Source organism: Sphingomonas hominis, assembly GCF_013328205.1.
Classification (GTDB): Bacteria; Pseudomonadota; Alphaproteobacteria; order Sphingomonadales; family Sphingomonadaceae; genus Sphingomonas; species Sphingomonas hominis.
In genome coordinates, this window is the sequence record NZ_JABULH010000002.1 from 587,085 (window position 1) to 610,322 (window position 23,238).

Sequence of the window (23,238 nt, forward strand, 5' to 3'; positions counted from 1 at the left end):
AGACCCTCGTCGATGATGTGTGTGGGAAGCATGAGTGACAGCCGCTGACGACGTTAGGCAAATGGTGGGGCAGGGGCGGCGTTGGCGCGTGTCGGCAGCATGAGTGAAGCGCGTCCATCGACGCTACGCCAGTGGCCGGGAAAGGTGACGCAGTAACTCGCTTTTACCCAACACGAGCTTTGATCAACGATTCGTAAGGGCGAGCCGAGCTTGTAGACGCGTGGCGGACCGCAGTTGGTGCAGGTGAGGCGCGAACGGGTTGGCATGAACCGATTATTCCAGGAGCCGATCGCCTTGGGCCTGCTGGATGCACTTCTACACCGCAATCGGTCACGTAAGCGGGCAGGCGAGTTCCTGCTTGGACGCCATGAGCTAGGTCACCAATAATTGATGTCGAGGCACGCGCGGCCGCCTTGCGGCTTCGGTTACGCAACCGGCTGGGTGACGGACCACGTCGCTTCTGCTCGCGCGTGATCACGGTTTACCACTGCACAAACGGAAACCGCCGCCCGGTTGCCCGGACGGCGGCTCCTCGTTCACGTCGTGATCCGAACGATCAGTCGTTCAGATACTCGCCCGCATCGGCGTCGGTGCCGGTGCCCGAGGGCACGACCTCGGCGAGCGGATCGCTGCCGGTGCCGGTGTCGTCGCGGGTCGAGCGCGCGTCCTCGGCGGCCTTCACCTGTGCCGCGGTGCCGGCGACGATCATCGCTTCCTGCAACTTGCGCTGCTGGACACGGAGCGCCGCGTCACGCGACGAGGCAGCGACGCGCAGGCGGTTCATGCCCGCGCCCGTGCCCGCCGGGATCAGGCGACCGACGATCACGTTCTCCTTCAGGCCCATCAGCGTGTCCTGCTTGCCCTGGACCGCCGCCTCGGTGAGGACGCGGGTGGTTTCCTGGAACGACGCGGCCGAAATGAACGAACGCGTCTGCAAGCTCGCCTTGGTGATGCCGAGCAGGACCGGCTTGCCCTGTGCCGGGTTCTGGCCCTTCTCGAGCTTGCTGTTCACCTCGTCCATCTCGTCACGATCAACCTGCTCGCCGGCCAGCAGCGTGGTGTCGCCGCCGTCGGTGATCTCGACCTTTTGCAGCATCTGACGAACGATCGTCTCGATGTGCTTGTCGTTGATCTTCACGCCCTGAAGTCGGTAAACTTCCTGAATTTCCGCGACGAGGTATTCCGCGAGCGGCTCGATGCCGAGCACCTCGAGAATGTCGTGCGGATCGGGCGAGCCGCCGATCAGATTGTCGCCGCGCTTGACATAGTCGCCTTCCTGAACGTCGATCACCTTCGACTTCGGGATCAGATACTCGACGACCTCGCCGCCATCCTCGGGCTGGATGCCGATCTTGCGCTTGGCCTTGTAGTCCTTGCCGAACACGACACGCCCCGAAACCTTGGCGATGATCGCGTTCTCCTTGGGCTTGCGCGCCTCGAACAGCTCGGCGACGCGCGGCAGACCACCGGTGATGTCGCGGGTCTTGGCGGACTCGCGCGCAACGCGGGCGAGCACGTCGCCGGCCTGGACCGTCGCATTGTCCTCGACCGACAGCACGGCGCCCGAGGCGAGCATGTAGCGCGCCGCTTCACCCGAACCCTCGTCGAGCAGGGTCATGCGCGGACGCAGATCCTCTTTCGACTTGGTGGTGGTGCGGTGCTCGGTCACGACGCGCTGGGCGATGCCCGTCGCTTCGTCGACCTGCTCGGTCAGCGTCTTGCCCTCGACCAGATCCTGGAACTTAACCGTGCCGCCGGTCTCGGTGATGAGCGGCATGGTGAACGGATCCCACTCGGCCATGCGGTCGCCCTTGGACACGATGTGACCGTCGTCGAACATGACGTACGCACCGTATGGGATGCGATCGACCGCGAGCTCGCGGCCGTCCATGTCCTTGATCACGATCTCGCCCGAACGGCTGAGCACCACGCGGCGGCCGCGCTGGTCGACGATCACGCGCAGGTCGCGGTATTCCGCAGTGCCGTCGGCGTGCGCCTCCAGGTTGGACGTCTCGTTGAGCTGCGCCGCACCGCCGATGTGGAAGGTGCGCATCGTCAGCTGCGTGCCCGGCTCACCGATCGACTGCGCGGCGATGACGCCGACCGCCTCACCGATGTTGACCGGCGTACCGCGCGCGAGGTCGCGGCCGTAGCACTTGCCGCAGACGCCGATCTTGCTCTCGCAGACCAGCGGCGAGCGGATCTTCATGCCCTGCACGCCCATGCCTTCGATCTGCGCGACCATCGGCTCGTCAAGCAGCGTGCCAATCGGGATCACCACCTTGCCGTCCTTGTCGACCACGTCCTCGGCCGTGGTGCGGCCCAGAATACGCTCGCCGAGCGACGCGATGGTCGAACCACCCTGAACGATCGCCTTCATCTCCAGCGCGCGCTCGGTGCCGCAATCCTCCTCGATGATGACGCAGTCCTGCGACACGTCGACGAGGCGGCGGGTGAGGTAGCCCGAGTTCGCGGTCTTCAACGCCGTATCCGCGAGGCCCTTGCGCGCGCCGTGGGTCGAGTTGAAATACTCAAGGACGGTCAGACCTTCCTTGAAGTTCGAGATGATCGGCGTTTCGATGATCTCGCCCGACGGCTTCGCCATCAGACCGCGCATGCCCGCGAGCTGCTTGATCTGCGCCTGCGAACCACGCGCACCCGAGTGGGCCATCATGTAGATCGAGTTGATCGGCTTCTCGCGACCCGCGTTCTCGCCCGCGTCGTCACCGAAGTGACGCACGGCCTTGATCTCGTTCATCATCGAGTTCGCAACCTGGTCACCGCAGCGCGACCAGGCGTCGATCACCTTGTTGTACTTCTCCTGCTGCGTGATCAGGCCGTCCTGATATTGCTGCTCGAAGTCCTTCACCTGATCGCGCGTCTCGTCGACCAGCGCGTCCTTGTCGGGCGCGACCAGCATGTCGTCCTTGCCGAACGAGATGCCTGCCTTGAACGCGTGACGGAAACCAAGCGCCATGATCGCGTCGGCGAACAGCACCGTCTCCTTCTGACCGGTGTGACGATACACCTCGTCGATGACGTCGCCGACGTCCTTCTTGGTCAGCAGGCGGTTGACGACGTCGAACGGCACCTTGTGGCTGTGCGGCAGGGTTTCACCCAGCAGCATACGGCCCGGCGTCGTCTCGAAACGCTTGAGGTACTGCTTGCCGTTCTCATCGGTCTGCGGAACGCGGCTGATGATCTTGGTGTGCAACGTGACCGACCCGGCGTTGAGCGCCTGATGCACCTCCGACATGTCGGAGATCATCATGCCTTCACCCGGCTCCTTCTCCTTCATCATGGAGAGGTAGTAGAGACCCAGCACCATGTCCTGCGACGGCACGATGATCGGCTTGCCGTTCGCCGGGCTGAGGATGTTGTTGGTCGACATCATCAGCACGCGCGCTTCCAGCTGCGCCTCAAGGCTCAGCGGAACGTGGACGGCCATCTGGTCACCGTCGAAGTCGGCGTTGAACGCCGAGCAGACCAGCGGGTGTAGCTGGATCGCCTTGCCCTCGATCAGCACCGGCTCGAACGCCTGGATGCCCAAGCGGTGGAGCGTCGGTGCGCGGTTGAGCATGACCGGATGCTCGCGGATCACCTCGTCCAGGATGTCCCAGACTTCCTTGCGCTCCTTCTCGACCCACTTCTTCGCCTGCTTGAGCGTCATGCTCAGGCCCTTGGCGTCGAGACGCGCGTAGATGAACGGCTTGAACAGCTCGAGCGCCATCTTCTTCGGCAAGCCGCACTGGTGCAGCTTGAGCTCCGGCCCGGTCACGATGACCGAACGGCCCGAATAGTCGACGCGCTTGCCGAGCAGGTTCTGGCGGAAGCGGCCCTGCTTGCCCTTGAGCATGTCGGACAGCGACTTGAGCGGACGCTTGTTCGCGCCGGTGATCGTGCGACCGCGGCGACCGTTGTCGAACAAAGCGTCGACCGCCTCCTGCAGCATGCGCTTCTCATTGCGGACGATGATGTCCGGCGCGCGCAGCTCCATCAGCCGCTTCAAGCGGTTGTTGCGGTTGATGACGCGGCGGTACAGGTCGTTCAGATCCGACGTCGCAAAGCGGCCACCGTCGAGCGGCACCAGCGGGCGCAGCTCGGGCGGGATGACCGGCACGACCTCGAGGATCATCCACTCGGGACGGTTGCCCGATTCAAGGAAGCTCTCAACGACCTTGAGGCGCTTAATGATCTTCTTGGGCTTGAGTTCGGACTTGGTGGTGGCGAGCTCTTCGAGCAGCGCGACCTTCTCGCCCTCGAGATCGAGGTTCTCGAGCATGTTGCGCACGGCCTCGGCGCCGATGCCAGCGGAGAAGGCGTCCTCGCCATACTCGTCCTGCGCCTCGAGCAGCTCATCCTCGGTGAGGAGCTGATACTTTTCGAGCGGGGTCAGGCCCGGCTCGATCACGATATACGCCTCGAAGTAGAGCACGCGCTCGAGCTGCTTCAGCTGCATGTCGAGCAGCAGGCCGATGCGGCTCGGCAGCGACTTCAGGAACCAGATGTGCGCGACGGGCGCGGCGAGCTCGATATGGCCCATGCGCTCGCGGCGGACCTTCGACACGGTGACTTCGACGCCGCACTTCTCGCAGACGATGCCCTTGTACTTCATGCGCTTGTACTTGCCGCACAGGCATTCGTAATCCTTGATCGGACCGAAGATGCGCGCGCAGAACAGGCCGTCACGCTCGGGCTTGAACGTGCGATAGTTGATCGTTTCCGGCTTCTTGATCTCGCCGAACGACCACGAACGGATGCGATCGGGCGATGCGATGCCGATCTGGATCTGGTCGAAGGTTTCCGGCTTCGCGAGCGGATTGGCGAAATTGGTCAGTTCGTTCATGGATATGAACCTCTTAGATTTCGTAGCCCTCTCCCCGCCGGGGAGAGGGGTGGGTGAGGGGTGCTTGCTGGCGGAACGTCTCTGCGAGACGCCGACCCCTCACCCCGACCCTCTCCCCGGCGGGGAGAGGGAGGAAGGCAGTTACTCCGCGGCCTCGGCTAGCCCATCGTCCTCGGACTCTTCCATCGACTTAAGATCGACGTTGAGGCCCAGCGAGCGCATTTCCTTGACCAGCACGTTGAAGCTCTCGGGAATGCCGGCCTCGAACGTGTCGTCGCCCTTGACGATCGCCTCGTAGACCTTGGTGCGGCCGACGACGTCGTCCGACTTCACCGTCAGCATCTCCTGCAACGTATAGGCGGCGCCGTAGGCCTGGAGCGCCCAGACCTCCATCTCGCCGAACCGCTGCCCGCCGAACTGCGCCTTGCCGCCCAGCGGCTGCTGGGTGACGAGGCTGTACGGCCCGATCGAACGCGCGTGGATCTTGTCGTCGACCAAGTGGTGGAGCTTCAGCATGTAGATGATGCCCACGGTCACCTTGCGGTCGAACTTGTCGCCGGTGCGTCCGTCGAACAGGTCCGACTGACCCGAGCTGTCGAGCCCCGCGAGCGCCAGCATGTCCGACACGTCCTTCTCGACCGCGCCGTCGAACACCGGGGTGCCCATCGGAACGCCGCCGCGCAGGTTCTGCGCCAGCTCGACGATCTCGTCGCCCGAGCGGGCCTGGATGTCGTCGAGATAATGCTCGCCGTAGACTTCCTCCAGCCGCGCCTTGACCGCGTCGGGCATCGCGCCCGCCGCCGCATCGGGATTGGCCTCGCGCCACTCGTCGAGCTGCTGTGCGATCTGTTGACCCAGACCACGCGCCGCCCAGCCGAGGTGCGTCTCGAAGATCTGCCCGACGTTCATGCGCGACGGCACGCCCAACGGATTGAGCACGAGGTCGACCGGCGTCCCGTCGGCGAGGAACGGCATGTCCTCCGCCGGCAGGATACGGCTGATGACGCCCTTGTTGCCGTGACGGCCGGCCATCTTGTCGCCCGGCTGCAGCTTGCGCTTCACCGCGACGAACACCTTGACCATCTTGAGCACGCCCGGCGGCAGCTCGTCGCCACGCTCCAGCTTCTCGCGGCGATCCTCGAACTTGTCGCGGATACGCTTGGCCGCCTCGTCGTACTGGCCCTTCACGGCTTCCAGGTTCGCCTGCACGGCATCGTCCTGCACCGCGAACTTCCACCATTCGTGGCGGTCGACCGAGTCGAGCAGGTCCATGTCGATGGTCGAGCCCTTCTTGACGCCCTTCGGCGCCGCAGTCGCGACCTGATCCAGCAGCATCTCGCGCAGACGGCTCCACGTCGCACGATTGAGGATCGTGCGCTCGTCGTCCGAGTCCTTCTTCAGACGCTCGATCTCCTCGCGCTCGATCGCCATCGCGCGCTCGTCCTTGTCGATACCGTGACGATTGAAGACGCGCACGTCGACGATCGTACCGGCAACGCCTGGCGGCAGGCGCAGCGACGTGTCGCGCACGTCCGATGCCTTTTCACCGAAGATCGCGCGGAGCAGCTTCTCTTCCGGCGTCATCGGCGACTCGCCCTTGGGCGTGATCTTGCCGACCAGGATGTCGCCCGGCTCGACCTCGGCACCGACATAGACGATGCCCGCCTCGTCGAGGTTGCGCAGCGCCTCCTCGCCGACGTTGGGGATGTCGCGCGTGATGTCCTCCGGCCCGAGCTTGGTGTCGCGGGCCATCACTTCGAACTCGTCGATGTGGATCGACGTGAACACGTCGTCCTTCACGATCCGCTCGGAGATGAGGATCGAGTCCTCGTAGTTGTAGCCGTTCCACGGCATGAACGCGACGAGCGCGTTACGGCCGAGCGCCAGCTCGCCGAACTCCGTCGACGGGCCATCGGCCAGCACGTCGCCCGCCTTCACCACGTCGCCCACCTTCACCAGCGGACGCTGGTTGATGCAGGTCGACTGGTTCGAGCGCTGGAACTTCATGAGCGTGTAGATATCGACGCCGCTCTCGTTCGCGTCGACCTCACCGGTCGCACGGATGACGATGCGGGCCGCATCGACCTGATCGACGACGCCGGCGCGCTTGGCCGAGATCGCGGCGCCCGAATCGCGCGCCACCGTCTCTTCCATGCCGGTGCCGACGAACGGTGCCTCAGCCTTGACCAGCGGCACCGCCTGGCGCTGCATGTTCGAGCCCATCAGCGCGCGGTTCGCGTCGTCGTTCTCCAGGAACGGGATCAGCGAGGCCGCGACCGACACGAGCTGCTTGGGGCTGACGTCCATCAGCGTCACCGTCTCGGGCAGCGCCATCAGGAACTCGCCTGCCTGACGTGCCGACACCAGCTCCTCGGCGAACGAACCGTCCTCGTTGAGCTCGGCCGACGCCTGCGCGACGGTGTGCTTCTGCTCTTCCATCGCCGACAGGTAGACGACGTCGCCCGTCACCTTGCCGTCGACGATCTTGCGGTACGGCGTCTCGATGAAGCCGTACTTGTTGACGCGCGCGAAGGTCGACAGCGAGTTGATCAGACCGATGTTCGGGCCTTCCGGCGTCTCGATCGGGCAGATGCGGCCGTAGTGCGTCGGGTGAACGTCGCGAACTTCGAAGCCCGCGCGCTCACGCGTCAGACCGCCCGGCCCGAGCGCCGAGACGCGACGCTTGTGCGTCACTTCGGACAAGGGGTTGGTCTGGTCCATGAACTGCGACAGCTGCGACGAACCAAAGAACTCGCGCACCGCGGCGACCGCGGGCTTCGCGTTGATCAGGTCGTTCGGCATCACGGTCGACACGTCGACCGAAGACATGCGCTCCTTCACCGCGCGCTCCATACGGAGCAGGCCGACGCGGTACTGGTTCTCCAGCAGCTCGCCGACCGAACGCACGCGGCGGTTGCCGAGATTGTCGATGTCGTCGATCTCGCCCTTGCCGTCCTTGAGGTCGACCAGCGTCTTCACGACCGCGAGGATGTCCTCGGTGCGCAGCGTCGTCACCGTGTCCTCGGCATCGAGGTCGAGGCGCATGTTGAGCTTGACGCGGCCGACCGCCGACAGGTCGTAACGATCGGGGTCGAAGAACAGGCCGGCGAACAGCGACTCCGCCGTCTCCAGCGTCGGCGGCTCGCCGGGGCGCATCACGCGGTAGATGTCGGACAGTGCCTGCTCGCGCTCCTCGGCCTTGTCGGCCTTGAGCGTGTTGCGGATCCACGGACCCGTCGTGACATGGTCGATGTCGAGCAGCTCGAGCCGGTCGATGCCGGCGCGGTCGAGCTTCTCCATGCTGTCGGGACCGATCTCATCACCGGCCTCGACGTAGATCTCGCCCGTCTGCTCGTTGATGAGGTCGTAGGCCGAATAGCGACCATAGACTTCCTCGGTCGGGATCAGCAGCGTCTCCAGACCGTCCTTCGCGGCCTTGTTGGCGGCGCGCGGGGTGATCTTGGTGCCGGCGGCGAAGATCACCTCGCCCGACTTCGCGTCGACGATGTCGAACGACGGCTTCACGCCGCGCCAGTTCTCCGCGCCGAACGGAATCTGCCAGCCGCCCTGACCGCGCACGAAGGTGACGCGGTTGTAGAACTGGTTGAGGATTTCCTCGGAATTGAGGCCGAGCGCGTAGAGCAGTGCCGTGACCGGCAGCTTGCGCTTACGGTCGATACGGACGTTGACGATGTCCTTGGCGTCGAACTCGAAGTCGAGCCACGAGCCGCGGTACGGGATCACGCGCGCGGCGAACAGGAACTTGCCCGACGCGTGCGTCTTGCCGCGGTCATGGTCGAACAGAACGCCCGGCGAACGGTGCATCTGACTGACGATCACGCGCTCGGTGCCGTTGATGAAGAACGTGCCGTTCTCCGTCATCAGCGGCATGTCGCCCATGTAGACGTCCTGCTCCTTGATATCGAGCACCGAGCGGGTTTCCGTATCGGGGTCCACCTCGAACACGATCAAGCGCAGCGTGACGCGCATCGGAGCTGCGTAGGTGATGCCGCGCTGACGGCATTCCTCAACGTCGAACTTCGGCGGTTCGAGCTCGTAATTGACGAAGTCGAGTTCGGCGGTGCCGGCGAAATCGCGGATCGGGAACACGCTGCGCAGCGTCTTCTCCAGACCCGAGACGTAGCCGATCGACGCGTCGGAGCGCAGGAACTGCTCGTAGCTTTCGCGCTGCACCTCGATCAGGTTCGGCATCTGCACCACTTCGTGGATGTTGCCGAATACCTTGCGGATGCGGCGCTTGCGCGTCCCGCCGGTGGTGTCGCGCCGGGCGGTGCCCGCGTCGATCGCCTTGGTTGCCATGTTGACTGTTGCCTCGTCAGCCGAAGAAAATCACGAAGCGCAAAGAACGGCAAAAGGCCGCACGTCTGATCCCGTGATGGGAGACGGCAGCCTCAAGCGTCCTGTTCCCGCACTCCTATCCGTACGAGGCACTGCGCGACGGCACCCCATGTCCCGGAACTGCGGAAGAGGTCGCGATATAGGCGAGGGGGTGGCTTGCGTCAACGTCGTGGCGGCTAACAACTCACATGCGACGCAGACGATCCGCTCGCGTCGGCGCTCACGCGCGGCGGATCGGCGGTTGGGACCGCGTAAATGGTTGACCTTCGCGGCATTGCGGGTAGCGCGAGCCGCCATGATCGTATGGCGTCGTTTCCGCAGCCTGTCGGCGTTGCTGCTCCTTACCGTTTCTCCCCACGCCCTGGCGCAGACGGCGGCGCCGGATGCGAGCGCGACGGTGCCGCCGATCATCTACTCGCTGCCGGGCACGCCGACCCCGACGCCTGTGTCCACTCCGGCGCCGGTCGACACCCCGACGCCAGCGGCCAGCGCTACCCCGCGGAGCGCGCCGACGCCGCGCGCTACGACGACCCCGCGTACGGCTCCGCTGGCGCGGCCCACCGCGACGCCGGAGCCGCGCGCCACCGCGGCCGTGACGCCGTTGACGGTAGAGCCAGCGTCATCACCCACGCCGGTCGTCGCCACGACGCCGCTGCCAACGCCGACCATCGTGGCCGCGAGCCCGGCACCAGTCGCAACAGCCGCGACGGGTGTGGGTGCGGGTGCGAGTGAGGGTACGGGTGCCGGATGGTTGCTGCCGATCGGCGTCTTGCTTGCGCTCGGCGCGGCCGGTGCCTGGTTGTGGTCGCGTCGGCGTCGCGATGTGGGAGGCGAGGCTGCTGCGATCGAGCGGGTGGTGGCGCCAGCGCCGGCGCCGGAACCCGACATCGTCGATGAAGAGCCGGGTTCTGCGGTTCCCGTCGCCGCTGCCGCGCCGCGCATGTTGTCGCGGCGCAGCGCGGCGCCGGTCGCGCCTGCGATCCCGGCCGATCGCGCGTGGATCGAATTGGAGCTGCGGCCGCGCCGTGCCGGGCTCAACATGCTGACCGCTACTGCCGACGTCGACGTGCTGGTGCGCAATCGTGGAAGCGCTGACGCGGTCAACGTCCGGCTCGATGCGCGGCTGACCAGCGCGCGCGCGGACCAGGATGCGGAACTGGGGCAAATCTTCGCCGACACCCGCGGCCGAACCGCGGCATCCCCGTTCACGCTGGCGCCTGGCGGCGAGCGCGTGGTCCGCGCGGTGGTGACGCTGCCGCGCGAGGCGATCAACGTGCTGACCGCGGCACAACGGCCGATGTTCGTGCCGGTGGTAACGCTCAACGCGCGCTACGCGCTGGGCAGCGCAGGCGAGGGGCAGACCGCTCAGGCATTCGCGCTGGGGATCGAGCGTGCTGGTGCGGCGAAGCTCGCGCCGTTCTGGCTCGACGCGCCGTCGCGCATGTTCGAGGCGGTTGCGGCGCGTCCGCACGCACTGGCGATCACCAGCTGAGCACAGGCTGCATCGACAACGCGCGAGGGATCACCAGAAGACGCGTGCGCCCTCGATGATAATCGCCCACAGCATCGCCGAGATGACCGCCATCGCGATGACCGACCATGCGCGTCGCCGCTCGGCAGCGTCGGACGTCACGTAAGCCATTCCACCCTCCCCATGTTTGTTGTTGCCGTAACGATTGCCGCAGCATTCAACAAACGCACCGCTGCGATGAAGGTGATCGTCTCACTCGTTCACCGCCGTGTCGATTACCCGTTCGGGTGATGGGTGCGGGAGGGGTGGAATAAGAAAAGGGCGGCACCGCTGTTGCGGGCCGCCCTTTTCTTGTTGGCTTCGGCCGTCACGCGAGCAAGTCCCGTGACGTCGGACGCGGCTTTGGCCGCGCCGGCCGGCCTTGTGGGGGCGGGCATCGCCCGCGCCCACTGCGGCTTACTTGAGCTCGACGGTCGCGCCGGCGCCTTCCAGCTGCGCCTTGACCTTCTCGGCCTCGTCCTTCGACACGCCTTCCTTGACGGCCTTCGGCGCGCCCTCGACGAGTGCCTTCGCCTCGGTCAGGCCGAGACCGGTGATCGCGCGGACTTCCTTGATGACGTTGATCTTCTTGCCACCGTCGCCGGTCAGGATCACGTCGAACTCGGTCTTCTCTTCAGCGGCCGGAGCGGCGGCGCCGCCAGCTGCCGGCGCTGCTGCAACCGCTGCTGCGGCCGAGACGCCCCACTTCTCTTCGAGCATCTTCGAGAGCTCAGCGGCCTCGAGGACGGTCAGTTCGCTCAGCTGGTCAACCAGCGCGTTCAGGTCTGCCATGTTACTTTTCCCAGTTTATCGGGGACCAACGGTCCCGTTCGTCAACAAAATGAACTCGCCCGAGAGACTCAGGCGGCTTCCTTCTCGGCATAGGCCGACAGGACGCGCGCGATCTGAGCCGCGGGTGCCTGCGTGATCGTCGCCAGCTTCGTGGCGGGTGCCACGACGAGACCGATGATCTTGGCGCGCAGCTCGTCGAGCGAGGGCAGCGTCGCCAATGCCTGGACGCCCGCCAGGTCGAGTGCGGTGGCGCCCATCGCGCCGCCGACGATCTCGAACTTGTCGGTCGTCTTCGCGAAATCGACGGCGACCTTTGCCGCCGCGACCGGATCGGTCGAGGTGGCGAGGCCGACCGGACCGGTCAGCATGTCGCCGATCGAGCCATAGTCGGTGCCGTCGAGCGCGATCCTGGCAAGCTTGTTCTTCGAGACCTTGTATACCGCGCCGGCATCCCGCATCCGGTTGCGCAAGTCGGTCGACTGCGCGACCGTCATGCCGAGGTTGCGGGTGACGACCACCACACCGACCTCGGAGAAGGTGCTGTTCAGCGCGGCAACGGCTGCGCTTTTCTGCGCACGATCCATGCCATTCTCCACGTTCATAGGCGCTCGGCCGAAGCCGCACGCCCGGTTGCTTGTCCCGCGCGCGCCGAACGGCACGAACGGTGTGTCCGACGATGGGGAAGGGGACGCCCGCTGGGAGCAGGCACGACGAACGCGCAGTTCGGCGTGCAATCAAATCCTGTTTCCCCGTCTCGGTGGGGGATTAAGCCGCGGCAGATCCGCGGCACCCACTGTCTTGGACGGATGAGCCGAACAAAGCGCGAGCAATGTCCGGATCGAGCGCGCCTTTAGCAGATCGCAGCGACGGTGCAAGCCATTGTCTCGTGTCGCGAAACTGCAACGCCGTCGTCACCGATCCATCATCGAACTGCCACCGCATTGTCGCGCGAAGCCGTCACATGGGCGACGTGGCGTCGTGGGAGCGGCGCGATCCGGGGGATTATTCGTGATGACCGAGCTCAGCCTCACCACCATCGGCTACGACGACGGTGACGTCGATACCAACGCCAGCCGCAATCTGCACCTGAACGACATCGTCCAGCAGCGCTACTCGCGCCGCCAGACTTTGTTCGGTGGCCTGTCGGCGATGACCACCGCGGCGTTCGGCTCGGTTCTGTTGTCGGCGTGCGGCGGCGACGAGCTCGACGATCCGGGCGTGGTGGTGAGCGCGGGCGAGTCGATCACGACGTCGTCGGGCAAGACGGTAACGCTGAACGGCATCGCGGGCGACAATGCGACCACCTCGGGCTTCACGCAGGTGAGTGGCCCGACCGTGACGCTCAGCACCGCGGGCGGCGTGACCACCTTTGTCGCACCCGCCGTCGCCGCCGCGACCGCGCTGGTGTTCCGCTTCTCCGCATCGGGCAAGAACGGCCAGACGAGCAGCGCCGACACGACCGTGACGGTCAATCCAGCGACGCTCGCCTTCACGGCGGTGTCGAAGAACCTCAATGACATCGTGACCGTGCCGGAGGGTTACTCGGTCGCGGTGCTGTACCGGCTCGGCGATCCGATCGCCGCTGGTGTCAGTGTCTACGGCAACGACGGGCAGGACACCAATTTCGCGCAGCGCGCCGGCGACCAGCATGACGGCATGAGCTTCTTCGGTCTGGCCGCGAGTGGCAACACGCCCGATGCGCTGAACAACAGCCGCGGCATCCTGGCGCTCAATCATGAGAACATCGTGCCGGCCTATATGCACGCGAACGGCCCGACCACGGTTGCCGGTCGTCGTCCCGAGGCCGAGGTCATCAAGGAGATCGAGGCGCACGGCGTGTCGACGATCGAGGTGACGCGCGCCAGCGGTGGTGCGTGGAGCTACGTTCAGGCATCGGCGCTAAACCGCCGCATCACGCCCAACACGCCGATGGTGTTCAACGGACCGGTGCGCGGCGCGGCGCAGTTGCGCACGTTGTACTCGAACGACGCGACCGCCGGTCGCGGCACGATCAACAATTGCGCCAACGGCCAGATGCCATGGAACACGTACCTGACCAACGAGGAAAATTGGGCGGGCTATTTCCGGCGGACGGCTGGCGACGCGGCGGTGCGTAGCGCAGCCGGCCTCGCCAAGCAGAACATCTCGCTGACCCGCTACGGCATCCGTGAGGGTGCTGGCGGCAATTACAATTGGACCACCGTGCAGCCCTCCACCGCGGGCGACACGCGCTTTGCCAAGTGGAACGCGACCGCGACCGCCGGGCTTGCCGCCGACGGCACCGCCGATTTCCGCAACGAGCCGTTCCAATATGGCTGGGTGGTCGAGATCGATCCGTTCAACCCCGCCGCCGCGCCGCGCAAGCGCACCGCACTCGGCCGCATGAACCACGAGGGTTGCTGGCCCGGCCGTACGATCGCCGGCACGCGCCCGGCATTCTACATGGGGGACGATGCGCAGAACGAATATATCTACAAGTTCGTGTCGACCGCGGTCTGGGCCGATGCGGATGCGACCAACGCCGACCGGCTGGCGATCGGCGACAAGTATCTCGACACCGGCACGCTCTACGTCGCGAAGTTCAACGCGGATGGCTCGGGCCAGTGGCTGCCGCTCGTGTTCGGGCAGAACGGGCTGACTGCGGCGAACACGACCTATCCGTTCGCCGATCAGGCCGACGTGCTGATCAACACGCGCCTCGCCGCCGACGTGCTGGGCGCGACCAAGATGGACCGGCCCGAGTGGACCGCGGTCAACCCGGTCAACGGCGAGATGTACTGCACGCTGACCAACAATTCGTCGCGCACGCCCGCCAACACCGATGCGTCCAACCCGCGCGCCTATACCGATCCGAAGCTGCCGCAGGGTGACGTCGTCAACGCCGATCCGCCCACCACGGCGCAGGCGACCCGCGGCAACGCCAACGGCCACGTGATCCGCGTGCGCGAGAGCGGCGACACGACCGAGGCGACCACCTTCACCTGGGACGTCTACGCCTTCGGCTCGGGCGCCGACCTCGATCGCACCAACATCAACCTGTCGGGGTTGGACGCGTCGAACGACTTCTCCTCGCCCGACGGCCTGTGGTTCGGCCGCAATACCAACGTGACGGGCCAGGTCGCGCCGGTGCTGTGGATCCAGACCGACGACGGCGCCTATACCGACGTCACCAACTGCATGATGCTGGCCGCACTGCCGGGCCGGGTCGGCGACGGCGGGACGCGCACGGTCAACAACACGCTGACGACCGCCGCGGGCGTGACCACCACCAGCACGACGACGACGCGGATCGGTGCGGCGCCGGGCGCGAACCTCAAGCGCTTCCTGGTGGGGCCGAAGGAGTGCGAGATTACCGGCATCACCTCCACGCCGGACGGCCGCTCGCTGTTCGTCAACATCCAGCATCCCGGCGAGAACGGTAACGTCGGCAACATCACGTCGAGCTGGCCGGCGTCGCAGTCGGGGCAGGCGGGCACCAGCCGTCCGCGCTCGGCCACCATCGTCATCACCAAGAACGATGGCGGGATCGTCGGTATCTGATCGATCAAGGGGAGGACGTCGGGCCGACGTCCTCCCGCCAACGTTTGTGGCATATCCGTGACGTAAATGGCCGGCTCGGTCGTGCTATGGACTTGGCCGTTCATCCGGCGTACAACTACCCTCACGGACCGGGTGACCCCGGACAGGTGGCCCCGGCTCCGCGATGGAGAGGATGAGCCATGGGCACGATCAAGCAAGTTGGACACAGGAGCGGCGTCGTCGTGGCGGCGACCGGTTTCGCCGCGGCAGCGGTTATCTTCGCGCAGGCGACCGCGACCGCGATGATCTACGTCGGTGAACTCCTGATTCGATGAAGCCGCGTGGTCCGGGTAGCTGCCGCAGGCAGTGCCCGGTCCGCCTCACTCGCGCTCGACCCACCAGCGCTGCTGCCAGCCGCGCCGTTCGCTGACCGGCGAGCCCGCGGCGTCGCGGGCGGGAGTGTAGCGGAAGCGTGCCTCGATCAACTGACAGGTGATTCGGTCTAGCGCCGGGTTGCCGCTCGACCGTGTCACCGCGCATCCGTCAACATGTCCATCGGTTCTGACGGTGAAGGCGACCGTCACCACGCCGCCGACCCGCGCCGACCGCTCCGCCTTTGGATAGTCGCGCGGCCCGATCGTGCCCGCCACCAACTGCGCGCGGGTGCCGCTGCCAGCGCCCGCACCATCACCCGCGTTGCCGCTGCCCACGCCGTCACCACGCTGGCCGTCGCCCGCGCCCACGCCTGTCGCGGCGGCTCCGCCGACGATCGCCGTACCATCCTGCGGTGATACCGGTGCGGACAGCGGTAACGGCGGCACGATGAGCGGGATCGGTGCTGCGACCGCGCTGCGGACTGCTTTGACGCCGCTCAACCCGCCGCGACCCGTTCGGCGGTCGGTGTGACTGGCGCGAGGCGGCGGCGGTGGTGCGGGCGGCGGCGGCGTGATCTCGAACGTGGCGAGCGAGGTCGTCGAAGTCGCAAGTTGCGTTGGCTCGCGCGCGTGCAGCAGGAGCCACAAGGCGCCGACGTGCAGCAGGACCACGCTGCCCGCACTAATCGCCCGGTCGCGTCCGCTCGCTCGCATCACCTGTCCCTAGCTCAATCGACGGCTGGAACGTAGCCCGGTCGCGCGGCGTTGCCGGGCAGTTCAATACAAATACTTGGCTAAAGGATTGATTACATGCCGCTTTCCGCCGATCCGGTCTGGTTCGTGACCGGTTGCTCGACCGGCTTCGGCCGCGCGCTCGCCGAACGGGTGATCGCGCGCGGGTGGCGCGTGATCGCGACCGCGCGCGGGGCAGGCCGCGTCGCCGACCTAATATCACTGGCGCCGGCGCGGGTGCTCGCGGTCGACCTCGACGTGACCGACGCGGCGCAGGTCGCTGCCGCCGTCGCTGCCGCGAACGAGCGGTTCGGTCGTATCGATGTACTCGTCAACAATGCGGGCTACGGTTACCAGTCGAGCATCGAGGAGGGCGATGAGGCGGAGATCTGCGCACAGTTCGACGCCAACGTGTTCGGCCTGTTCGCGATGACGCGCGCGGTGCTGCCGGGCATGCGGGCGCAGCGCGGCGGCGCGATCGTCAACGTCACCTCGGTTGCGGGGCTCGTCGGCTTTCCCGCCTCGGGCTATTACGCGGCGTCGAAGCACGCGGTGGAGGGCTTCTCCGACTCGCTCGCCGCCGAGGTCGCGCCGCTCGGCATCTCGGTCACCTGCATCGAGCCGGGGCCGTTCCGCACCGACTGGGCGGGGCGCTCGCTCAAGCAGACTGCGAGCACGATCGCGGACTATGCCGACACTGCCGCTGCACGCATGGCGCAGACCAGCGGTTATTCGGGGCAGCAGCCCGGCGACCCAATCCGCGCGGCCGAGGCGATGATCGATGCGGTCGTACGCGAGCATCCGCCGCGTCACTTCGTGCTCGGCAGGTTCGGGATCGACGCGGTCACGGAGCGGCTGCGCGCGCGGTTGAACGAGATCGAGGCGCAGCGCGCGGCGAGCCTCGCGACCGACTTCCCCGACGGCGAGGGTTGAGGCTCAGCGATCGGTCCGCGTCGCTCCGGCGGCGCGGACCGCGTTCAGATCGGGCAGGCCGTTGACCGCCATCAGCAGGTCCGCTTCTGCCAGGATTGAGCGCAGCACGTGCGCGCACCCGTCCGCGCCGCCCAACGCCAGGCCGTAGCTATAGGGCCGGCCGACCCCGACCAGATCGGCGCCGAGTGCGACCGCCTTGATCACGTCGGTGCCCGAGCGGATGCCGCTGTCGAACAGCACCGGCACGCGGCCCGCCACTGCATCGGCGACAGGGGCGAGCATGTCGATCGCCGCGATCCCGCCGTTTGCCTGCCGCCCGCCGTGGTTGGACACGTAGATGCCGTCCGCACCCGTATCGATCGCGCGGCGCGCATCATTGGGGTGGCAGATGCCTTTCAGCACGATCGGCAGCGCGGTGAGCGACTTAAGCCACGCCATGTCGTCCCAGGTCAGCACCTTGCCGAAGGTCGCACCCCAAGTGCCGATCGCGGCGCGCAGATCTTCCTCGGGCGGTTTGGCGAGCAGGCGGCGAAAGGCGGGGTCGCTGAAGTAGTTCTGCAGCACGTGGCCGCGCAATTGTGGGAAGTTCGATACGTTCAGGTCGCGCGGACGCCAGCCGGTCACCCATGTATCGAGCGTGACGACAATTGCTTTGTACCCTGCGGCCTCCGCCCGTGAGACGAGGCTGGCGGCCACGTCCTTGTCGCGCGGGGTGTAGAGCTGGAACATCGCAGGCGTGTCCCCGCACGCGGCGTGCACGTCCTCCAGCGTGTCGTTCGACAGCGTGGAGGCGGTCAGCGGCACGCCGGTCGCGGCACTCGCGCGCGCGGCGGCGAGGTCGCCGTGGCCGTCCTGCGTGCAGATGCCGGTCACCCCGATCGGCGCCATGAACAAGGGCGACGCGAGCGACATGCCGAACGTTTGTGTCGAGAGGTCGCGCTGCGTGCAATCGACCATCATGCGCGGCACCATGCCCCAGTGCCGGAACGCGCGCGCATTCTCGTCCTGCGTCCACTCGTCGCCGCAGCCGCCCTGGACGTAGTTGAGCACCGATGGAGGCATCGCCGCCTCCGCGCGCGTCTTCAGTGTCGCATAGTCGACCGGCCAGGTCGGCTGCATGCCCGACAGGCCGGCATAGTAGATCGCGTTCTGGAAATCGCCGAAATGCGCCATGCGCGCCTCTCCCATCTTGTCGGGCGAGCATGGCGGCAGCAGGATGGCTTGTCGAGGCGCCAGGGCAGGGCGCCGTCAGGGCGAGCGGGGGGCGAGCATCGACGCCCGCCGCCCGCTCGGGTCAGGTCAGAAGGTGAAGCGTCCGCCGAGCGACAGCACGACGGCGTGCGCGTCCTCCAAACGGCCGTTCGTCAAAATCGGCGTCTGCGCCGCAGTGCCGGCATAGGCGGCGGTGACGCGGTCGATCGTCTCGTCCTTGAAGTCGACGTAATTGGCCGCGGCGTCGATGCCGAAGCGTGGGGACAGCTGGAAGGACAGGCCGCCGCCGTAGTTCCAGCGGTTCGCGTCGGGCACGCGCGGATCGCGCTCGCCGTCGCGTGTCGGGGTGATCGCACGCTGAACGCCCGCGCGCAGCGTGAGCGCCGGCGAGACGGCATAGTCGAGGCCACCCGCGTAGCTCCAGCTGTTGCGGTAGTTCTCAGGAATGGCGGTGTTGAGCGGCGCGCCGAGCCGGATCGCGTCGAATTTGTCCCAAGTGTAGCGCACCACCTGCGCATTGAGCGTCAGCGCGGACCCTGCGCGCTGGCGCACGCCGAGAATGATCTGCGCCGGCGTGTAGAAGCGCGCCTTGACCCCCGAGAGATCGGCATTGGAACCCGCGAGCGGCCCGACCAGTCCGCTGATCGTCAGATCGCCCTTCAACGTGTGCTTGATCGCCGACTTGTAGCTGAAGCCGACCGTGGTGTTCTCATTGTGCATCTGGAACCCGGCGCTCCAGCCGAGGTCCCAGCCGTCGCCTTCCAGCTTCTGGCTGCCGTCGGGCAGCGAGGCGAGCACGTTGGGCAGCGCGTTGCTGAGGCTCGCGTCGGTATATTCGACGTTGGCCGCGCCACCGACGCGCAGCCAGTCGGTCACCGCGACCGCAATGCCAGGCTGGATGTCGACCGTCAGCAGGTGCGTGCGATCCGCGCCGTAGCGCGCCCAGCTACCCGTCTCGTAATTGGTGGTGAAGCTATACGGAGAGGTGACGGCGACGCCGAGCGCGACACGGTCGTTGATCGGCAAAGCGAACGCGCCCGAGGGCAGCACGCCGTTGTTGATCGGATCGCGCGATACCCCATTGCCGCCGACGGGCGCGAACGGCTGGCCGGGGCGACGGATCACGGTGCCGTTGTCGACAACCTTGCCCTTGGGCAGGATCGCCGCGGCGCTGACCGCAGCCTCCGCATCGGTGCTGCCCGCGATCGCTGCCGGGTTCCACCACAAGGAGGCGGCGCCGGTGTCGGCGACCTCACCGGAGAAAGCGCGCCCGGCGCCGCGCGCCGACTGCTCTTGAAGATAGAAGGCCTGCGCGTGCGCGGCACTGGCGAAGCCGGCTGACAAGGCGAGCGCCGTCACGGCGGCGGAAACACGATAACGCGAGAACATGCGCGCTGACTCTCCAAGGATGTACGGCGCGAACACGCCGCTGCCGGGCTGGTCGGCTAGCGAGAAAAGGTCAGTGTTACAAACCTTTTCCGCGGTGCGTGAGGCGCTCGAGGTTGGTTGGCGTACGATCGTCGGCGCATTGTGGCGCGGGGACCACAAGGGGGTTGTTGATTAGTCCTTCTTACGTTCGTTACCCCGGACTTGATCCGGGGTTCCGCTCCTTTGCACGCTGCGACAAGAAGCGTGATCCCGGCTCAAGGCCGGGACGACGGGGAGTGAAGGACCGGACGCGTGAGGCGTGAGCCGCTACGGTAGCCAGTCCGAGCGCCGTGCTGGCATACACACACGAGAAAGGGGCCGGAGACGTGTGCCTCCGACCCCTCGATCATCTCAGCGATGTCGCCGCGCTTACGCGCCGGCGATCTCCGCCACGTCGACCTTGATCCCCGGGCCCATCGACGAGCTGACCGCGACCTTGCGGACGTACTTGCCCTTGGCACCCGACGGCTTCGCGCGGACAACGGCCTCGACCAGCGCGTCGAAGTTGCGACGCAGGTCTTCCTGCGCGAACGACGCCTTGCCGATGCCGGAGTGGATAATGCCGGCCTTCTCGACGCGATACTCGACCTGGCCGCCCTTGGCTGCCTTGACCGCTTCGGTGACGTTCATCGTCACGGTGCCGAGCTTCGGGTTCGGCATCAGGCCCTTGGGACCCAGTACCTTACCCAGACGGCCGACGATGCCCATCATGTCGGGGGTCGCGATGCAGCGATCGAACTCGATCTTGCCGCCCTGGATTTCCTCCATCAGGTCCTCGGCACCAACGACGTCCGCACCGGCGGCGCGCGCCTCGTCAGCCTTGGGGCCGCGCGCGAACACGCCGACGCGCACCGTCTTGCCGGTGCCGGCCGGCAGCGTCACGACGCCGCGGACCATCTGGTCGGCGTGACGCGGGTCGACGCCCAGGTTCAGCGCGACTTCGATCGTCTCGTCGAACTTCGACGTGGCATTGGTCTTCGCCAGACCGATCGCCTCGTCAACGCCGTGCAGCTTCTCGGCGTCGATCGTCCAGGTCTTCTGCTTCTTGGTCAGCTTGCTCACGTGCTCAGCCCTCCACCACTTCGAGGCCCATTGCGCGGGCCGAGCCTTCGATGATCTTCGTCGCCGCTTCGATGTCGTTGGCGTTCAGATCCTTCATCTTCGCCTGCGCGACCTCGACCAGCGCCGAGCGCTTGATCTGTCCGGCCGACACCTTGCCCGGCTCCTTCGAGCCCGACTTGAGGTTCGCGGCCTTCTTGATCAGGAAGGTCGCCGGCGGCGTCTTCGTGATGAACGAGAACGAGCGGTCGGCGTAGACGGTAATGACGGTCGGGAGGGGCGAGCCCTTCTCCATGTCGCCGGTCTGCGCGTTGAACGCCTTGCAGAATTCCATGATGTTGACTCCGCGCTGACCCAGCGCCGGGCCGATCGGCGGCGACGGGTTCGCGGAGCCCGCGGGCACCTGCAGCTTGATGTAACCTGTGATCTTTTTCGCCATGTCACTCTCTTCAGTTTAGCGGTGCTAGCGGCGCCTAAAAGGTGCCTCCCGCGGCTTGTCACTGGCCGACTGGGTCGACCGTGTGATTTCGTGTGGCCTCCCGAACGTGGAGGCCGACACGGGAGTTAATCCCGTGTCGTCAGTCCTCGGCTTGGCCGAGGCTGGCCGGTCGAGCGCTGATCGCGAGTAAGCCTTGGCTTACTTGCTGCGCTCGACCTGATCGAACTCCAGCTCCACCGGCGTGGATCGACCGAAGATCGACACCGACACCTTGACGCGGCTGCGGTCGAAATCGAGTTCCTCGACCGTGCCGTTGAAGCTCGCGAACGGGCCTTCCAGCACCTTGACCGCGTCGCCGATCTCGTAATCGACCTTGACCTTCTGCTTCGGCGCAGCGGCTGCTTCCTCCTTGGAGTTGAGCATGCGCGCAGCTTCGGCCTCCGAGATCGCCTGCGGCTTTCCGAACGAGCCGAGAAAGCCGGTCACCTTGGGCGTGTTGCGCACCAGGTGGTAGACGTCGTCGGTCATCGCCAACTTGGCGAGCACGTAGCCGGGCATGAACTTGCGCTCCACCGCGATCTTCTTGCCGCGGCGTGCCTCGGTCACCGTCTCGGTCGGTACCTCGATCTGCTCGACCAGCTGCTCCAGGCCGAGGCGCTGCGCCTCCGCCATGATCGAGTCGCGAACCTTGCCCTCGAAGCCCGAGTAAGCGTGGATGATGTACCAGCGTGACATCGTGTTGTGCGTTCCGCCTTTTACTTGGCCAGGCTCAACAACGTCTTCACGATCGCGTTGAACACCGAGTCCACCGCGAGGAAGAAGAGCGCGAGCACCGTGGTCATGATGACGACCATCACACCCGTCATCACCGTTTCGCGGCCCGTCGGCCACACCACCTTCGCGGTTTCGGCGCGAACCTGGTTGATGAATTCGATCGGGGTCGTCTTCGCCACGCGTGTTGAACCTTCGATTTTCGCCCGGCATGAGCCTTCCATCGCTACCTCCGGGCGAGGTAGCGATGTTGGCCGTCCGTGCTGTCGGATGTGAGCGGGACTTAGCGAAGCGGACGCGGGAACACAAGGGTGGTCTGGGTAAGCTGCCCCCATGCGGAACTATGCCGCCGCGCCCGCGATAGCATTGGCCATCGGCCGCGCGAGGGATTATACGAGACGGCGTGACACACGCGGCCCCGCATCGCTTTCCGATCGGTATCGATCCGACCGACATCGACTTCATGGGGCACGTCAATAATGCCAGCTACCTGAAATGGGTACAGGAAGCGGTGATCGACCATTGGCGCGCGCTCGCGCCCGCCGACGCGGTGGCGCAGCACCTGTGGGTCGCGCTGAAACACGAGATCACCTACCGCAAGCCGACCTTCCTGGGCGACGACGTGGTCGCCACCGTGCTGCTGGAAAAGGTCCAGGGCGCGCGCGCTTTCTACGAAACGGTTATCCGGCGCGGTGAGGACGTGCTCGCCGAGGTAAAGTCGAGCTGGTGCTGCCTCGACGCAGACACCTTGCGCCCGGCGCGGCTGGCGCGCGAGATCGTGCAACACTTCTTCCCGGCGAGCGCCAAAGGCTGACGGCACGAAGCGGCGGCGCGAACGTTACGGTCTCGGATCAAGCAGGAGGCCGTGATGAACATCGTCCGTCTACCCGAAGGCGAGCTGGCGCCGCCCGAAGCGGATTGCATCACGATCGAACGCCGCGAGGACGGCAAGTTCATGCTGAACGGCACCGCGCTGATGGCGTGCGGCGATACCGACGAGGCGGAATCGATCTCGATGATCGGCAGCCAGCCCTACGACAGCTATGACGACGCCGAAGCCGCCGGGCTCGCCTGGGCGGCGGAACATTGCGCGGGCGAGGTGCAGGTCAGCTCGATCGCGTAATTGCCACGCGGTGCTTCCAAGTCAGTGCTGATGCTGGCAGGGGAGCTCGGACTCGAACCGAGGGCCTTCGGTTTTGGAGACCGACGCTCTAACCAACTGAGCTACACCCCTGTGCGGGTGCGGCTATTGTCGCAAGCACGG

At 66.2% G+C, this 23,238-nt stretch carries 17 protein-coding genes and 1 tRNA gene; 6 read left to right on the plus strand and 12 right to left on the minus strand.

Going from position 1 to position 23,238, the window contains the following annotated elements:
• Positions 1-556 precede the first annotated feature (556 nt).
• Positions 557-4,846 (minus strand): DNA-directed RNA polymerase subunit beta', encoded by a 4,290-nt coding sequence (gene rpoC, locus HRV97_RS07920; protein WP_174193636.1) that lies wholly within the window; start codon positions 4,844-4,846, stop codon positions 557-559.
• 141 nt (positions 4,847-4,987) lie between these two features.
• Positions 4,988-9,166, minus strand: coding sequence for a DNA-directed RNA polymerase subunit beta (gene rpoB / locus HRV97_RS07925; RefSeq protein ID WP_174193638.1), 4,179 nt, complete (start codon positions 9,164-9,166; stop codon positions 4,988-4,990).
• Between the two features lie 334 nt (positions 9,167-9,500).
• On the opposite strand from rpoB, the gene HRV97_RS07930 reads away from it, so the two are divergent.
• The gene (locus HRV97_RS07930; RefSeq protein ID WP_174193640.1) at positions 9,501-10,697 is read left to right on the plus strand and encodes a hypothetical protein; all 1,197 of its coding nucleotides are present in this window, start codon (positions 9,501-9,503) and stop codon (positions 10,695-10,697) included.
• 435 nt (positions 10,698-11,132) lie between these two features.
• Here the strand turns inward: HRV97_RS07930 and rplL are convergent, their stop codons facing one another.
• Both rplL and rplJ read right to left on the minus strand, forming a co-directional pair.
• Positions 11,133-11,507: a 50S ribosomal protein L7/L12 gene (gene rplL, locus HRV97_RS07935; protein WP_174193642.1), complete on the minus strand. Its 375-nt coding sequence runs from the start codon at positions 11,505-11,507 to the stop codon at positions 11,133-11,135.
• A 68-nt stretch (positions 11,508-11,575) separates the two neighbouring features.
• Positions 11,576-12,091 (minus strand): 50S ribosomal protein L10, encoded by a 516-nt coding sequence (rplJ, locus tag HRV97_RS07940; RefSeq protein WP_174193644.1) that lies wholly within the window; start codon positions 12,089-12,091, stop codon positions 11,576-11,578.
• Positions 12,092-12,518: 427 nt separating this feature from the next.
• Here rplJ and HRV97_RS07945 point away from each other — a divergent pair, with 427 nt between their 5' ends.
• Positions 12,519-15,047, plus strand: coding sequence for a PhoX family protein (locus HRV97_RS07945; protein WP_174193646.1), 2,529 nt, complete (start codon positions 12,519-12,521; stop codon positions 15,045-15,047).
• Between the two features lie 179 nt (positions 15,048-15,226).
• Complete coding sequence (locus HRV97_RS17645) at positions 15,227-15,361, plus strand: hypothetical protein (RefSeq protein WP_281356789.1); 135 nt, start codon at positions 15,227-15,229, stop codon at positions 15,359-15,361.
• A gap of 45 nt (positions 15,362-15,406) precedes the next feature.
• Here HRV97_RS17645 and HRV97_RS17650 read toward each other — a convergent pair whose 3' ends face one another.
• A complete protein-coding gene (locus HRV97_RS17650; protein ID WP_174193648.1) occupies positions 15,407-16,114 on the minus strand; it encodes an energy transducer TonB in 708 nt (235 codons plus the stop codon).
• Between the two features lie 96 nt (positions 16,115-16,210).
• Between HRV97_RS17650 and HRV97_RS07955 the strand changes: the two genes are divergently transcribed.
• On the plus strand, positions 16,211-17,065 hold the full coding sequence (locus HRV97_RS07955) for an oxidoreductase (RefSeq protein ID WP_174193650.1): 855 nt from the start codon (positions 16,211-16,213) through the stop codon (positions 17,063-17,065).
• 3 nt (positions 17,066-17,068) lie between these two features.
• Here HRV97_RS07955 and HRV97_RS07960 read toward each other — a convergent pair whose 3' ends face one another.
• The 6 genes from HRV97_RS07960 to secE all read right to left on the minus strand — a co-directional run bounded on the left by HRV97_RS07960 (position 17,069) and on the right by secE (position 22,156).
• Entirely contained in the window at positions 17,069-18,238 is a 1,170-nt protein-coding gene (locus tag HRV97_RS07960) for an alpha-hydroxy-acid oxidizing protein (RefSeq protein WP_174193652.1), read from the minus strand.
• A gap of 126 nt (positions 18,239-18,364) precedes the next feature.
• Positions 18,365-19,666: an OmpP1/FadL family transporter gene (locus HRV97_RS07965; protein ID WP_174193654.1), complete on the minus strand. Its 1,302-nt coding sequence runs from the start codon at positions 19,664-19,666 to the stop codon at positions 18,365-18,367.
• Positions 19,667-20,074: 408 nt separating this feature from the next.
• Positions 20,075-20,767 carry a 50S ribosomal protein L1 gene (gene rplA, locus HRV97_RS07970; RefSeq protein WP_174193656.1) on the minus strand — a complete coding sequence of 231 codons (693 nt, stop codon included), beginning with the start codon at positions 20,765-20,767 and terminating at the stop codon, positions 20,075-20,077.
• A 4-nt stretch (positions 20,768-20,771) separates the two neighbouring features.
• Positions 20,772-21,203 (minus strand): 50S ribosomal protein L11, encoded by a 432-nt coding sequence (gene rplK / locus HRV97_RS07975; protein WP_174193658.1) that lies wholly within the window; start codon positions 21,201-21,203, stop codon positions 20,772-20,774.
• 198 nt (positions 21,204-21,401) lie between these two features.
• Positions 21,402-21,938 (minus strand): transcription termination/antitermination protein NusG, encoded by a 537-nt coding sequence (gene nusG / locus HRV97_RS07980; protein WP_174193660.1) that lies wholly within the window; start codon positions 21,936-21,938, stop codon positions 21,402-21,404.
• 20 nt (positions 21,939-21,958) lie between these two features.
• Positions 21,959-22,156: a preprotein translocase subunit SecE gene (secE, locus tag HRV97_RS07985; protein WP_174193662.1), complete on the minus strand. Its 198-nt coding sequence runs from the start codon at positions 22,154-22,156 to the stop codon at positions 21,959-21,961.
• Between the two features lie 221 nt (positions 22,157-22,377).
• On the opposite strand from secE, the gene HRV97_RS07990 reads away from it, so the two are divergent.
• Both HRV97_RS07990 and HRV97_RS07995 read left to right on the plus strand, forming a co-directional pair.
• A complete protein-coding gene (locus HRV97_RS07990) occupies positions 22,378-22,788 on the plus strand; it encodes a thioesterase family protein (protein WP_174193664.1) in 411 nt (136 codons plus the stop codon).
• A gap of 54 nt (positions 22,789-22,842) precedes the next feature.
• Positions 22,843-23,097 (plus strand): hypothetical protein, encoded by a 255-nt coding sequence (locus tag HRV97_RS07995; protein ID WP_174193666.1) that lies wholly within the window; start codon positions 22,843-22,845, stop codon positions 23,095-23,097.
• 34 nt (positions 23,098-23,131) lie between these two features.
• On the opposite strand, the gene HRV97_RS08000 is transcribed toward HRV97_RS07995, so the two are convergent.
• Positions 23,132-23,208: transfer RNA gene (locus tag HRV97_RS08000), tRNA-Trp, on the minus strand.
• Positions 23,209-23,238: the final 30 nt, after the last annotated feature.